The organism is Paraburkholderia suaedae, assembly GCF_040812055.1.
GTDB lineage: Bacteria > Pseudomonadota > Gammaproteobacteria > Burkholderiales > Burkholderiaceae > Paraburkholderia.
The window spans coordinates 18,604-33,567 of record NZ_JBFOAH010000001.1 but is presented as its reverse complement, the minus strand read 5'-3'; the positions used below and the strand labels follow the sequence as shown (position 1 = coordinate 33,567).

General features: G+C 64.4%; 11 protein-coding genes. 2 read left to right on the top strand and 9 right to left on the bottom strand.

Annotated elements, in window-relative coordinates:
- Positions 1 to 137: 137 nt before the first annotated feature.
- The 5 genes from hydA to ABQJ48_RS00105 all read right to left on the bottom strand — a co-directional run bounded on the left by hydA (position 138) and on the right by ABQJ48_RS00105 (position 7,496).
- Positions 138 to 1,589 carry a dihydropyrimidinase gene (hydA, locus tag ABQJ48_RS00125; protein ID WP_367835146.1) on the bottom strand — a complete coding sequence of 484 codons (1,452 nt, stop codon included), beginning with the start codon at positions 1,587 to 1,589 and terminating at the stop codon, positions 138 to 140.
- A 53-nt stretch (positions 1,590 to 1,642) separates the two neighbouring features.
- Positions 1,643 to 3,154, bottom strand: coding sequence for an NCS1 family nucleobase:cation symporter-1 (locus tag ABQJ48_RS00120; RefSeq protein WP_367835143.1), 1,512 nt, complete (start codon positions 3,152 to 3,154; stop codon positions 1,643 to 1,645).
- 121 nt (positions 3,155 to 3,275) lie between these two features.
- Positions 3,276 to 4,640: an NAD-dependent dihydropyrimidine dehydrogenase subunit PreA gene (gene preA, locus ABQJ48_RS00115; RefSeq protein WP_367835141.1), complete on the bottom strand. Its 1,365-nt coding sequence runs from the start codon at positions 4,638 to 4,640 to the stop codon at positions 3,276 to 3,278.
- Between the two features lie 95 nt (positions 4,641 to 4,735).
- A complete protein-coding gene (locus ABQJ48_RS00110) occupies positions 4,736 to 6,085 on the bottom strand; it encodes an NAD(P)-dependent oxidoreductase (RefSeq protein ID WP_367835140.1) in 1,350 nt (449 codons plus the stop codon).
- Between the two features lie 115 nt (positions 6,086 to 6,200).
- The gene (locus ABQJ48_RS00105; RefSeq protein ID WP_367835139.1) at positions 6,201 to 7,496 is read right to left on the bottom strand and encodes a Zn-dependent hydrolase; all 1,296 of its coding nucleotides are present in this window, start codon (positions 7,494 to 7,496) and stop codon (positions 6,201 to 6,203) included.
- Between the two features lie 301 nt (positions 7,497 to 7,797).
- On the opposite strand from ABQJ48_RS00105, the gene ABQJ48_RS00100 reads away from it, so the two are divergent.
- On the top strand, positions 7,798 to 8,550 hold the full coding sequence (locus ABQJ48_RS00100; RefSeq protein ID WP_367835138.1) for a TetR/AcrR family transcriptional regulator: 753 nt from the start codon (positions 7,798 to 7,800) through the stop codon (positions 8,548 to 8,550).
- Positions 8,551 to 8,641: 91 nt separating this feature from the next.
- Here ABQJ48_RS00100 and boxA read toward each other — a convergent pair whose 3' ends face one another.
- From boxA to ABQJ48_RS00080, 4 genes are all read right to left on the bottom strand, one after another.
- Positions 8,642 to 9,883, bottom strand: a complete 1,242-nt coding sequence (boxA, locus tag ABQJ48_RS00095) for a benzoyl-CoA 2,3-epoxidase subunit BoxA (protein WP_367835136.1) — start codon at positions 9,881 to 9,883, stop codon at positions 8,642 to 8,644.
- A 55-nt stretch (positions 9,884 to 9,938) separates the two neighbouring features.
- Complete coding sequence (gene boxB / locus ABQJ48_RS00090; protein ID WP_367835134.1) at positions 9,939 to 11,366, bottom strand: benzoyl-CoA 2,3-epoxidase subunit BoxB; 1,428 nt, start codon at positions 11,364 to 11,366, stop codon at positions 9,939 to 9,941.
- A gap of 161 nt (positions 11,367 to 11,527) precedes the next feature.
- A complete protein-coding gene (gene boxC, locus ABQJ48_RS00085; protein ID WP_367835133.1) occupies positions 11,528 to 13,198 on the bottom strand; it encodes a 2,3-epoxybenzoyl-CoA dihydrolase in 1,671 nt (556 codons plus the stop codon).
- Between the two features lie 117 nt (positions 13,199 to 13,315).
- Positions 13,316 to 14,293, bottom strand: a complete 978-nt coding sequence (locus ABQJ48_RS00080; protein WP_367835131.1) for a helix-turn-helix transcriptional regulator — start codon at positions 14,291 to 14,293, stop codon at positions 13,316 to 13,318.
- A 201-nt stretch (positions 14,294 to 14,494) separates the two neighbouring features.
- Between ABQJ48_RS00080 and ABQJ48_RS00075 the strand changes: the two genes are divergently transcribed.
- Positions 14,495 to 14,962 carry a DUF4863 family protein gene (locus ABQJ48_RS00075; RefSeq protein ID WP_367835130.1) on the top strand — a complete coding sequence of 156 codons (468 nt, stop codon included), beginning with the start codon at positions 14,495 to 14,497 and terminating at the stop codon, positions 14,960 to 14,962.
- The last annotated feature ends 2 nt before the right edge of the window (positions 14,963 to 14,964 follow it).

The window sequence follows — 14,964 nt, the reverse complement described above, 5'->3', positions numbered from 1 at the left end:
GAACGCCGCCTCGCGCAAGCGCTGTCCCAAGTGAATGGCACGAGAACCAGGGGCGCGGCCGGCGCTTGCCACTCCTATTTCCGGGTGGCTAGTACAGATCGACGCGCGCTGACCCGCCAACCCGCTGCAATGCCCGTTCAGCGCTCCACCGGATGCGGCTCCTTGCGCTTGTTAGCCACCCGCACCGCATCGAAATAAGCGGAGTTCGGCGGCCGCTTCAGATAACGGCCGGCACCACGCACCGCACGCAGGTCCCCATCGGTCCACGCAAGCGCGCCGCGCGTGAGCGTATGCATCGCGACGCCTTGCACCGTCATCCCTTCGAACACGTTGAAGTCGACCTTCTGATGATGCGTGTTCACGGAGATCGTCTTGCTTGCGTTCGGGTCCCACACCACGAGGTCGGCATCCGTGCCTACCCGCACCGCCCCCTTGCGGGGGTACAGGTTGAAAATCTGCGCGGCATGGGTCGACGTGATGCGCACGAATTCATTCGGCGTGAGACGCCCCGAATTCACGCCGTGGTGCCACAGCACCGCCATGCGATCCTCCACCCCTCCGCAGCCGTTCGGGATCTTCGTGAAGTCCTCCCGGCCCATGGCCTTTTGCGACGCACAGAACACGCAGTGATCGGTCGCCGTAGTGTGCAGCTGGCCCGCCTGCAAACCGCGCCACAATGCCTCGCGATGTTCAGCCGAGCGAAACGGCGGGCTCATCACATGCGCGGCCGCGCGGGTCCAGTCAGGGTCGCGATACACGGCTTCGTCGATCACGAGATGCCCCGGCAACACTTCGCCGAACACGCGCAGGCCTTCGCTGCGCGCACGCGCGATCGCGTCGACCGCGTCCTTCGAGGACACGTGCACGATATACACCGGCACGCCCAGCACCTGGGCGATGCGGATCGCGCGGTTGGCCGCTTCGCCTTCCACCTCGGGCGGGCGCGACAACGGATGCGCCTCCGGACCCTTGAAGCCCTTCGCGAGCAACTGCCGCTGCAACTGGAACACCAGCTCGCCGTTTTCCGCGTGCACGGTAGGCAGCGCCCCGAGTTCGAGCGACCGCGAGAAGCTGTTCACGAGCACTTCGTCGTCGGCCATGATCGCGTGCTTGTAGGCCATGAAGTGCTTGAAGCTCGATACGCCATGTTCCTGCACGAGCGTGCCCATGTCGCGATGGACGGACTCGTCCCACCAGGTCACCGCGACGTGAAAGCCGTAATCCGCCGAGGCCTTCTCGGCCCAGCCGCGCCATTCGTTGAACGCTTGCATCAGCGGTTGCTTAGGACTAGGAATCACGAAGTCGATGATGCTCGTCGTGCCGCCCGACAAACCCGCCGCCGTGCCCGTGTAGAAATCGTCGCTCGCGGTGGTTCCCATGAACGGCAACTCCATGTGCGTGTGCGGATCGATGCCGCCGGGCATCACGTACTGCCCGCCCGCATCGACGATCGCCGCGCCCGCCGGCGCCTCCAGGTCCGCGCCGATCTGCAGGATCGTGCCGCCGTCCTGCGGGTCCGCACACAATACGTCTGCACGATACGTGTTTTCCGCGTCGATGATCGTGCCGCCGCGAATCAGGGTCGTCATGTTGCCGCCTCCTCATGAACTGCTGGTTTCGATGTCGCGTATCCGATCCGTACTCAGGCGCTCGCCACGCGCGTGCTGGGTCCCTTGTTCAACTTCATCCATGCGCTGTAGACGATCGACGCCAACGCGAGCCCGACGAACCATGCATACGTGTAGAGCGTGTTGAAGATCGCGGGCACGTTGGCGAACGACGCCGGAAACGCGGTGTGCAAAAAGCCCGGCAGATTCGGCAGCACGCCGATGACCAATGCGAGCACCGCGCCGATGTTCCAGCCGCCGGTATAGCTGTACTCGCCCTGCTCGTCGAACAGTTCGCGCGTATCGAGCCGGGTGCCGCGAATCAGAAAGTAGTCGACCATCAGAATGCCGGCCACTGGACCGAGTAATGCCGAGTAACCGACCAGCCACGTGAAAATATAACCCTGCGTGGTGGCGAGAATCTTCCACGGCATCATCACGATCGCGATGGTCGCGGTAATCATGCCGCCGGCGCGATACGAAATGCCCTTCGGCCACAGGCTCGAAAAATCGTAGGCCGGGCCGACCAGATTCGCCGCGAGATTGCACGACATCGTGTCGAGCGTCAGGATGATCAGCGCGACGCCGACGCCGATACCGGTCATGCGGCTCGTCAAATCGATCGGGTCCCAGATCGCCTTGCCGTAGATCACCACGGTCGCCGACGTCACCACCACCGAAATCACCGAGAGCAGCGCCATCGGCACCGGCAGGCCGATCGTCTGGCCAATGACCTGGTCGCGCTGCGTTTTCGCAAAGCGCGTGAAGTCGGGGATATTCAGCGCGAGCGTCGCCCAGAAGCCGACCATTGCGGTGAGGCTCGGCCAGAACGTCGCCCAGAACAGGCCTTCTTTCTTGCCGCCCGCCACGAATTGCGACGGCGCCGCCAGCATCGAGCCCAAGCCGCCGGCTTTAGAAGTCGCCCACCACACGAGCGCGATGCACATCACGATCTTGATCGGCGCGGACCAGCTTTCGAGCCGGCGGATCGCTTCGGTGCCGTGCACGATGAAGTAGATCTGCAGCGCCCAAAACACGAGGAAGCACGCGAGTTGGGCGAGCGAGATGTCGATAAACGGCAGCGCGTCGCCATGCAGCGCGTTGCCGGTGAGAATGTTCAGCAGCGTGTAGATCGCGCTGCCGCCGAGCCAGGTCTGGATGCCGTACCAGCCGCACGCGACGATCGCGCGCAGCATGGCCGGCAGTTTCGCACCGCTCGTGCCGAATGACGAGCGCACCAGCACCGCATACGGAATGCCGTGCTTCGCGCCCGCGTGACCGATCAGCAGCATCGGCACCAGCACGATCAGGTTGCCCAGAAGCACGGTGACGACTGCCTGCCACGGCGACATGCCCTGCTCCGTCAAGCCGGCGGCGAGCATATACGACGCGATGTTCATCACCATTCCCACCCACAGCGCGGCGAAGTGATACCACCGCCAGGTGCGCTGCGCGGGACCGGTCGGCGCAAGGTCGTCGTTGTAAAGACCGCTGCCCTGCGCGCCGGCCGCGAACTGCGGATCGACGCAATGCGCTGTCTGCTTCATCGAAAGGTCTCCACTGGATCGTTGAAGCCCTTGCGGCGTGTGCCGGCGCATCGGGCCTTTGGGGTACGACAGATGCGGTACTGGCGCCGCGTTGCTCTGCTTTGCTCTGAGTGCTGCACCATCAGGCGGCTTTTGCGGCGGCTTTCGACGCCGACGCGGACGCAGGTGCAGCTGCATCTGCATGCGCCGCGGCTGCGAGCGCGTCAGCGGTCGGTGACGGCACGCTGTCCACCCGCGCCGGATTGTTCGGGTGCGTGGTCCAGTTGGCATACTCGCCGCTATCGACCCGCTCCATCGTGATGCACTGCTCGACCGGACACACATGCATGCACAGATTGCAGCCAACACATCCGGAGTCCAACACTTCAAAATGCCGGACGCCATCTTTTTCTTTCATGATCGCCTGATGAGCCGTGTCTTCGCAGGCAATATGGCAGAGTCCGCATTGAATGCACTTGTCCTGATCGATGCGCGCCTTGATGTCGTAGTTCAGATTCAGGTACTTCCAGTCGGTGACGTTGGGCACCGCGCGGCCGCGAATGTCGTCGAGCGTCGCGTAGCCTTTTTCGTCCATCCAGTTCGACAGGCCATCGGCGAGATCGGCGACGATCCGGAAGCCGTAGTGCATCGCGGCCGTGCAGACCTGCACGCTGCCCGCGCCGAGCACGATGAACTCGGCGGCGTCGCGCCAGGTCGAGATACCGCCAATGCCGGAGATCGGCAGATTCGGCGTCTCCACGTCGCGCGCGATTTCCGCCACCATGTTCAGCGCGATGGGCTTCACCGCCGGCCCGCAGTAGCCGCCGTGGGTGCCCTTGCCGTCGACCATCGGCAGCGGCGCCATCGCGTCCAGATCGACCGCCACGATCGAGTTGATCGTGTTGATCAGCGACACGCCATCCGCGCCGCCCTGATAAGCCGCGCGCGAGCCCAGACGAATGTCGCTGATGTTCGGCGTGAGCTTCACGAGACACGGCAGCTTCGTGCCTTCCTTGACCCAGCGCGTGACCATTTCCACATACTCGGGCACCTGGCCCACCGCCGCGCCCATGCCGCGCTCGCTCATCCCGTGCGGACAACCGAAATTCAACTCGACCGCGTCCGCGCCGGTGTCTTCGACGAGCGGCAGAATCCACTTCCAGTCGCGCTCGTTGCACGGCACCATCAGCGACACGATCATGGCGCGCTCGGGCCAGTCGCGTTTGACTTGCGCGATCTCGCGCAGGTTGACCTCGAGTGGACGGTCGGTGATCAGCTCGATGTTGCTCAGGCCGGCAATGCGCTGGCCGTTCCATTGCACCGCGCCGTAACGCGAGCTGACGTTCACCACATGCGGATCGAGGCCGAGCGTCTTCCACACCACGCCGCCCCAGCCCGCCTCGAATGCGCGGTTCACGTTATAGGCTTTATCGGTAGGCGGCGCGGAAGCGAGCCAGAAGGGATTAGGCGAAGTGATGCCGGCAATCGTACAGCGCAGGTCGGCCATGTTCGGCTCCTTGGGGACTGCGGTTTCTCGTTGCTGACGCGTGAAGCCAGCGGCTCGATTCGGCTCAACGCGGCTCAATGCGGCTCAATGCGGCGCTATGCGGCCTTGACCGTCGTGCGAATGAAATGCGCGTCGATCGCGGCGGCGGCCACCTTGCCGTCTTGCACCGCCTGCACGGTCAGATCGACACCGAGCCTCGCCGCACAATCGCCGCCCGCCCATACACCGGCCAGCGAGGTCTGCCCATTCGCGTCGACGGCGATCCGAGCGCCGTCGAGCGTCAACAACTCGCGCTCGATACCGACCGCGACCAGCGTTTGCCCGATCGCCCTGAGCACCATGTCGGCTTCGATCACGAAGCGCTCTTTTGCACCGTCGCGCGCCGTGCGTTCGAACTCGACGCCCGTGACCGCGCCGTGTTCGCCCAGCATACGCATGGGGCTCGCATGCGTGACGAGCGTGACGCCGCACGTCTGCGCGAAATCGCGCTCGGCCCAGGTCGCGCTCATCGATTCGACGCCGCGCCGGTACACCATCGTCACCGAAGTTGCGCCGAGCTTGCGGCTTTGCACCGCGGCGTCCACCGCCGTATTGCCGCCGCCGATCACCACGACGCGGCGGCCCACCGGCACCTTGCCCAGATCGTTCGCACTACGAATCTGTGCGATGAAATCCAACGCGTTCATTACGCCGCTCAGGTCCTCGCCGTCCATCGCGAGCATGCGCACCCCGGTCAGACCGATGGCGAGGAACACCGCGTCATGCTGCTGGCGCAACGTGGCGAGCTCGACGTCGCGGCCGAGTGCGACGCCATGCTCGATCTCGATGCCGCCGACCGAGCACAGCCACGCCACTTCACGTTGCGCGAAATCGTCGACGGTCTTATATGCGGCGATCCCGTATTCGTTCAGACCGCCGGCTTTTTCGCGGGCGTCGTAAATCGTCACGCGGTGGCCCGCGAGCGCCAGCCGATGCGCGCACGCGAGACCCGCCGGCCCGGCGCCCACCACCGCAACGTGGCGCCCGGTTTCAGCGGCGCGCTTGAAGAGCGGTTCGCCACGCGCCATCGCCCAATCGGTTGCATGCCGCTGCAACGCGCCGATCGCCACCGGTTTGGCATCCTGATGGTGACGCACGCATGCGCCTTCGCACAGAATCTCGGTCGGGCAAACCCGCGCGCACATGCCGCCGAGCGGGTTGGCCGACAGGATGTCCAGCGCCGCGCCCTTCAGATTGCCGTTGCCGATCTTGCGAATGAAGCTGGGAATATCGATGCGCGTCGGGCACGCATTCACGCACGGCGCGTCGTAGCAGTAGTGACAGCGGCTCGCCGCCGCGGCCGCCGCGCTCGCATCGAGCAAGGGCGCGATATCGGAAAACTCGCACGAGAGCTGCTCGGGCGACAGGCGCTGGGCCGCAATGTCGCCGGTTTGCTTGATGGCCATACGCGTTCCTTCTTCGATGTGAGGACGTAGCCGTGCCTGCCGGCTGCGCACGAGCGCAGCCGTGACGGCATGTTTGATGGGCAGCGAGTGATACGCGACTGCAACCGCTATGGCGTCATGAAGCCGGCTCGCACGCGCGCTCCAGCATCGCGTGCAGCAGCACGTTGGCGCCCGCCTCGATCCACTCGAAGCTGGCGTCCTCGATTTCGTTGTGGCTGATTCCGTCGACGCACGGCACGAAGACCATCGAAGTCGGCGCGACTTGCGACAGATAACACGCGTCGTGCCCCGCGCCCGACACCATGTCGCGATGGGAATAGCCGAAGCGCTCGGCTGCGGCGCGCACCGACTTCACACAGGCGGCGTCGAAGGCGACCGGCGCGTAGTAAAAGATCTGTTCGAGTTCGGTCTGGAGCCCAATGCCGTTCGCGATATCAGCCACGCCCTTGCGCAACGCGGCATCCATCTGCGCGAGGACGGCGTCGTCGGGATGGCGGAAATCGACGGTGAAGAACACGCGCCCCGGAATGACGTTGCGCGAGTTCGGATACACCTGCAGCATGCCGACCGTCGCACAGCCGAACGGTGCATGATCGAGCCCGATGCGATTGACCAGATCAACTACGCGCGCAGCGCCGAGCAACGCATCGCGGCGGCGCGGCATCGGCGTGGGGCCCGCGTGCGCTTCCTGGCCGGTCAGCGTGATCTCGTACCAGCGCTGACCTTGCGCGTCAGTCACGACGCCGATGGTTTTCTGCTCGGCCTCGAGAATCGGCCCCTGTTCGATGTGCAGTTCGAACGCCGCATGCAACGGCCGGCCGCCGCACGGCGCCTCGCCTGCATAGCCGATGCGCTGCAGTTCTTCGCCGATGGTCTTGCCGTCCACGTCCTTGCGCGACAGGCCATAGTCCAGCGTGAACACGCCGGCGAACACGCCCGAGGCGACCATCGCGGGCGCGAAGCGCGAGCCTTCTTCGTTGGTCCAGATCACCACCTCGATGGGGTGCTCGGTCTCGATACCGCGATCGTTCAGACTCCGAATCACTTCGAGGCCGCCCAGCACGCCGTAGATCCCGTCAAAGCGCCCGCCGGTCGGCTGCGAATCCGCATGCGAGCCTGTCACGACGGGCAGTGCGGCAGGATTTCGCCCGGCGCGGCGCATGAACACGTTGCCCATCTGGTCCACCGTGACCGTGCAGCCCGCTTCTTTCGCCCAACTCACGATCAGGTCGCGCCCCTCTTTGTCGAGGTCGGTGAGCGCGAGACGGCACACGCCGCCCTTGGGCGTCGCGCCGATTTTCGCCATTGTCATCAGGCTGTCCCACAGGCGTTTGCCGTCGACCCGGATCGAAGTAACGAGCTCTGCGCTCGCTGCGGGGGCCGGATTCAGTGCTTCGGATACCGCGCTCATTCGTCTCGCTCCTTTCGGTGAACCGACATGAAACTGGTGCATCGTCGGCGGTTGTGGCGCATGTCCGCACGGCGGCGGTGCATGTGCGATGCAACGGATCGCCTCTCGTAAACGAGGGCTAACCCTGGTGATCGCCCGCTCTATCAATCCTGTCCAGTTGGACAGGTTGTAGACGATAACCTGCGGCAGATCAACACCTTTCGTTCGGCGACGAACAGAGCGAGAAGCATGCCATTGCGTTGCAGCACGGTCTGGCGCGCGCAGCAAAATGCGCATGTGGACACCGCATCAACCGACTAGAATGAAGCGCGACGCGGCGCAGATGCCGCCGAAGGCAAACATGAGAGACGACGACGTGGCGGCCGGCATCACGGATAACGACCCGACCCGCGCGCCTTTGCGGCGGCGCAAGGCGCACATTCGCGAATCGAACGAAGCGCATCTGCTGGCGTGCGCCGAGGCGGTTTTTGCCGAACGCGGACTCGACGGCGCGAGCACCGCGATGATCGCCGAGCGTGCAGGCTTGCCGAAAGCCAACGTGCACTACTACTTTCCGACCAAGCTGGCGCTGTACCGGCGCGTGCTCGAAGACCTGTTCGAAGAGTGGCACAAAGCGGCCGACACGTTCGAATGCAGTGACGACCCGGTCGAAGCCATCGGCGGATATGTGCGCGCGAAAATGGCGTTGTCGCGCCGCCGGCCGCTCGGCTCGAAGGTGTGGGCGAGCGAGATCATCCACGGTGCGGAGCACATGGAAGACATTCTGAGAGGGCGCGTGAAGCCGTGGCTCGACAGCCGCGTGAAGGTGATTGACGACTGGATTGCGCGCGGCCTGCTCGCGCCGGTCGATGCGCAAACGCTGATGTACATGATCTGGGCGACTACCCAGCATTACGCCGATTTCGACGCGCAGATCCGTGCGCTCAAAGGCAAGCGCGCGATGACGCAGAAAGCGTTCGACGCAACCACCGAGGAAGTCGTGCAACTGGTTATCCGCGCGTGCGGTGCGGTGTCGCCTGCACGGCAGAAGGACGGATCAATGCCGCAACGCTGAGGTATGGAAAAAGACCCCGCGGATCTTGCCGACTGGCGGGGCCCTGGTTGACTGTGCGGTGTTGCCGGCGAACTGCGCGGGCGCCCGAACCTCAGTACGTCTCCAGATGCAGCCGCCCTTCGCGCTTGAGCTTTGCCCACAGCACGTCCCAATCCATTCGATGCTGCTCGCCGATTTCCTTGAGCGCCTGCAGCACGCCATCTTCCATGCCCTTCAGACCGCACACGTAGATGTGCGTGTTGTCGTCCTTGAGCATGCTCGCGACATCGGCGGCGCGCTCGCGCATCGCGTCCTGCACGTAGCGTTTCGCCTGGCCGGGGGTGCGTGAAAAGGCCAGATTGGTATCGATGAAATCTTTCGGCAGATTCGTCAGGGGTCCAAAATAGGGCAATTCTTCCTTGGTCCGCGCGCCGAAGAACAGCATCAGTTTGCCGGTCGCGCCTTTCAGACGACGCCGGCGGCGATACTCGGTCATCGCGCGCATCGGCGCGGAACCCGTGCCCGTGCAGATCATCAACAGATGCGAGTTCGGATGATTCGGCATCAGGAAGGTGCCGCCAAACGGGCCGATCACGTTGACCACGTCGCCCTTCTTCAGATCGCACAGGTAGTTCGAACACACGCCGTCGAGCTCATCGCCATGTTGCTGCGACACCCGCTTGACCGTCAGCGACACGTTGTTGTAGCCGGGCCGCTCGCCGTCGCGCGGACTCGCCACCGAATACTGGCGCGCATGATGCGCGCGCCCATCGGCGCCGATGCCGGGCGGCAGAATGCCGATCGACTGTCCTTCCAGCACCGGGAACGGCATCGAGCCGAAATCCAGCACGATGTGATGAATGTCGCTGCTGGTCGTGCTGTCGGTGAGCCGGTAGTTGCCGACCACGGTCGCGGCGGTAGACGCCTTGTGCGTATAGAGATTGACGTAAGGCTTGGCGGCCGACCACGGCGGCACGACCGAGCCGCGCACCGTGTCCACTTCGATTCCGCTTGCGTGCGCAGGCGTATCGCCCGACGCGCCCGCCTCCGGCGCCTGGTCCGCGGCGGCCACCGCCATGGTGTTCTGCTCGGGCAGCACGTCCCACGTGAACTGCTCTTCGATGGTATACGCGTCGGCCTTCAGCACGGTGCGCCAGTTGTCGATCGCGCCAGTCGGGCACGGCGGCACGCACGCCATGCAACCGTTGCAGACGTCCGCCTTGACCACGTAATTGTTGTCGTCGTGCGTGATCGCATCGACCGGGCAAGTCTCTTCGCAGGTATTGCAGCGAATGCAGATTTCCGGATCGATCAGATGCTGCCTGAGAACTTCGATCGATACTGGGCCGTTCATCACTTCCTCCACCATGGTGTGCGGCGCGTTGCGCGCTACGCGCCTGCCCGTGCGCTCAGTTAAAGCGCACGTATTCGAAATCGACCGGTTGACGATTCACGCCCATCGCGGGCGGCGCAATCCAGTTCGCGAACTTGCCGGGTTCGGCGACGCGGCCCATCAACGACGCAACGAATGCGCGGTCTTCAGGCGACGCGAGCCACTTCGCTTCGTTGGCGGCCCATTCGGTCTCGCTGATCACGCGGCCATCGGGCGACACACGTGTGCCGGCGAAAGTGCCGATCTGACGGTTGAACGCTTTATGCGGCACGGTCATGCGAAAGTCGATGCCGGCCTTTTCGAGCACCTTGTTCCAGCGCCCCACGCCCGCCACCGAATCCTTGATGTAGTCGTCGCGCAGCACTTCGTTCATCGCGTTGAGCATCGGCACTTCGCGCTCGACCAGCTTGCCGTCCTGCACGTCGAGCAGCTTGTAGCTCTGGCCGTTCAACTGGTGATCGTCGTCGCGCTTGTTCTCTTCGTAGCGGCCTTTGAGCCCCGAGCTATAGAACGTCGCCGCGTTCGACGAATGATCGGCGCCGAACAGGTCGATCGTCACCGAGTAGTGGAAGTTCAGATAGCGCTGGATGGTCGGCAGATCGATCACGCCCGCCGCGCGAATCTTCGCGACGTCGTCCGTGCCGAGTTCGTTCATCACCTGGGCGGTGCGCTGGATCACCCGCGACACACCCGACTCGCCGACGAACATATGGTGCGCTTCCTCGGTCAGCATGAACCTCGTGGTGCGCGCCAGCGGGTCGAAGCCCGACTCGGCGAGCGCCGACAACTGGAACTTGCCGTCGCGGTCGGTGAAGTAGGTGAACATGTAGAACGCGAGCCAGTCGGGCGTTTTCTCGTTGAACGCGCCGAGAATGCGCGGATTGTCCTCGTCGCCCGAGCGGCGCCCGAGCAATGCTTCGGCTTCCTCACGGCCGTCGCGGCCGAAGAAGCGATGCAGCAGATACACCATCGCCCACAGGTGGCGCCCCTCTTCGACATTCACCTGGAAGAGGTTGCGCAGGTCGTACATGGACGGCGCGGTCAGCCCGAGGTGGCGCTGTTGTTCGACCGACGCCGGCTCCGTATCCCCTTGCGTGACGATGATGCGGCGCAGGTTCGCGCGATGCTCGCCGGGCACGTCCTGCCATGCCGCTTCGCCCTTGTGCTCGCCGAAGTGGATTTTGCGGTCCTGTTCGCCGGGCGTGAGGAAAATGCCCCACCGGTACTCCGGCATCTTCACGTAGTCGAAGTGCGCCCAGCCGCCCGCATCGACGCTGACCGCCGTGCGCAGATAAACATCGTAGCCGTGCGAGCCTTCCGGGCCCATATCGCCCCACCACGACAGAAAGTTCGGTTGCCATTGTTCGAGCGCGCGTTGCAGCGTGCGATCGTCGGCGAGGTTGACGTTGTTGGGGATTTTTTCGCTGTAGTTGATCGTTGACATGGTCGGTTCCTTGTTCGGAAGCTGCAATGCTGACGGTGAGAAGCGCGTATCGGGCGAGTGGCGTTGCGTCGGGCCGCGTTGCCGGCGTGAAGTGCGCTGTGCAGGCGAGCGCCTCACGGCCAATTTCACGCGCACCCGACGCGCATACGTTCAGGCGAACATCAAACGCGCGAGACGTCGAATTGCGCCTTGCTGCCCTTGCCGTACACCTTGAGCGCACCCTTCTCGCCCACTGCGTTGGGCCGGTTGAATATCCAGTTCTGCCACGCGGTCAGACGGCCGAAGATGCGTGTCTCCATCGTTTCGGGGCCGTTAAAGCGCAGGTTCGCTTCGAGTCCGGTCAACGCATCCGGCGACATCGACGCGCGTTCTTCGAGCGCGATGCGGATCTCGTCGGCCCAGTCGATGTCGTCGGGCGACGCGGTCACGAGACCGAGGCGCTCGGCTTCCACTGCCTTGACTGGCTCGCCGATCCGCGAACGCGCGGCGTCGAGCGGCTCGCTCTCTTCATAGAAGCGCCGGGCGAGGCGCGACTGCTGCGTGACCATCGGATAAAGACCGAAGTTGACTTCCGACAGCGTGATGGCCGGTTCCTCGTCCTCGTTTTCGGGCAACGCGGCCATGTAACTGCGGTCGGCGGCGAAAGCCAGTTCCGCGAAGGTGCCCGCGAAGCACGAGCCCGGTTCGATCAGCGCGAACAACGAGCGCGACGACACGTCGATGCGCGCGAGCGTGCGGCGCAGCAACCCGATCGTCTCGCGCACGAACCAGTGGTCCTTGTGCTGCAGCAGCGTGGCGTCGGCGGCGAGCAGCTTGCGGGCGTCGCCTTCGGTCTTGAAGACCCACGTGCCGATTTCGAGTTCGTTGGTGCGCATCGACAGTATCGCGTCGTCGAGTTCGCGGGCAAATCGCAGCGGCCACCAGTTCGCGCCCGCCGCAACGATCGCGTCGATCTGCGTGGGCGTTTCGGCGTGCGGGGCTTTGGCGGTGAAGGTCGCCACGCGCTTCGCGCGGTCGATCGTCACGTCGAGCGTCGGGTAGGTCAGCCCGTCTGCGCGATCGGTGCGTTCGAGACGCGTGAGCATCACGCCTTGCGCGTCGTCCGGGCGGTCGCTCTGCGCGGCGAGTTCCAACGCGCGCGCCTGGATAGCCTGATTGAACTGGTTCGGCTTCACGACTTCATCGACCAGTCGCCACGCTTTCGCGCGTTCTCCGCGCACGCCTTCGACCACCGTGCAAAAGATGTCGGCGCGGTCGTGCCGCACGCGGCGCTTGTCGGTGACGCGCGTCAGGCCGCCAGTGCCAGGCAGCACGCCGAGCAGCGGCACTTCGGGCAGCGATACCGACGACGAGCGATCGTCGACCAGATAGATTTCGTCGCAGGCGAGCGCCAGTTCGTAACCGCCGCCTGCGCACGCGCCGTTGACCGCGGCGAGAAACTTCAGCCCGGAGTGACGCGACGAGTCTTCCAGTCCGTTGCGGGTTTCGTTGGTGAACTTGCAGAAATTGACCTTCCACGCGTGCGTGGACAGACCCAGCATGAAGATGTTGGCGCCCGAGCAGAAGACGCGGTCCTTGAGGCTCGTCAGCACCACGGTCTTCACTTCGGGATGCTCGAAACGGATGCGTTGTATCGCGTCGTGCAGTTCGATGTCGACGCCGAGATCATACGAATTGAGCTTGAGCTTGTAGCCGTCGCGGATGCCGCCGTCTTCGGCGATGTCGATCCCGAGCGTCGCGACCGGACCATTGAAGCTCAGCTTCCAGTGCTTGTACTGCGAGGGATCGGTTCGGTAGTCGACCGGCGCGGTGGCGGCTTCTGCTGCGGACATGGGCTGTCTCCTGACTGGACAATGCAAAATCTGTTTTTTGAACAATAGTGCACTGTACACGCCATGTAAAGCACTTTAATGCATGTTTACTCGTAAACCCCGACCGCTCGCCGCAGGTCAACCCACTGGCACGTCGTCCGGCGACTCCGCCGCGAGGCGCGCGGCGAGCCGGTCCCGCAGCTGCAGATAGGCGTCGGCGAGCGTTTTTTCGCTGGTGTCGAAGTTCATGTCCGCGCGGCCGTACAGCTCGCCGCGCCCCGCGAGGATGCGCTTCAGATCGTCCATCGCCTCCTTGTTGCCCGACATCGGCCGCAAATCGCCTTGCGCGACGACACGGCGCATATGTTCCTCCGGCGTAGCTTGCAGCCACACGGTGAAGCAATGCGACAGCAGCGCGTTGAAGGTGGCCGACTCGGATACGAGCCCCCCCGGCGACGCGATCACCGCGCGCTCATGCTCGCGAATCACGGCCTCGAGCGCGCGGTGTTCATAACGCCGGTAAGCGCTCGCTCCATATAGCGAGTGGATCTCCGATGGCGGGCAGCCGGCCATCTGCTCGATCACGCGCGTCAGTTCGACGAACGGCACCTTGCGCTCCTGCGCCAGCATCCTGCCGAGCGTCGATTTGCCGGCGCCGCGCAGACCGATTAGCGCGATCCTATTCTTGCGATTCGGGTCGCGCGGCGCCTGCGCGAACATCTCGGCGAGCGCCACGCGCGCGCGCTGCAGCGCGGCCTGATCGCGGCCTTGCAGCAGTTCGCGGATCAGCAGCCATTCGGCGGACACAGTGGTCTCGTCGCCGATCATTTCGGCGAGCGAACAGTTCAGCGCGCCCGCGAGCTGCCGCAACACCAACACCGACGCATTGCCGACGCCCGACTCCAGGTTGGCCAGATGCCGCTCCGACAGGCCGGCTTCGCTGGCCAGCGTCTTGCGCGTCATGCCGCGGCGAGCGCGCAGCAGGCGCACGCGTTCGCCCATCGCGGTCAGAAACGGATCGCGCTCTTCGCGTTCGCCGCCGCGCTCCACGGGCTCCGTGCGGCTGCTATCGGCGGCGGCCTCATCCAGCGGTGCCGGCGAGTACTTTTGATTCATGTTTAACCACCTCGTAGCTGCGTTATATGTACTATAGTGCTTGACACGCACCAGGTGAACGGTTAATTTTCGCCAAATATCGATCCAATAACAAACGCGGCCGAACTTGTTCGGCATCGTCATGGAGACTGCGCGGCAATACGCATGCATTGGGGTGCCGAGGCACCCTGGCTGCGCGAGCGCGCTGACCCGGAGGCTCGCATGTCCCAACATGAATTCCAGCGCCTGATTGCGGGCGTCACAGAGCAACTCGCCGGCCGCCCGCTCGACGGCCAGCTCGCCGCCTGGCTGAACGACACCTACCCGGCCGACGGCGCGACCTTCCGCGAGCTCGCGGATGCCTGCCGCTGCGGCGTCGCGCAAGGCTGGCTGTGCAACCGCGAAGCCGGCGGCATTCGCTACGGCCGCATCTTCAAGGCACTGCCCGAAACGCACGGCTTTTCCGTCGACGTCGTCGACATGCAGGACATTGCCGGTCCGCATCACGTGCATCCGCACGGCGAGATCGATCTGATCATGCCGCTCACCGAAGGCGCGACGTTCGACGGCCACCCGGCCGGCTGGTGCGTATACGGCCCGGGCTCCGCGCATCGCCCGACCGTTGCGAACGGTGAGGCGCTGGTGCTGTATCTGTTGCCACAAGGCGCGATCGAATTCACTTCCGCCTGATG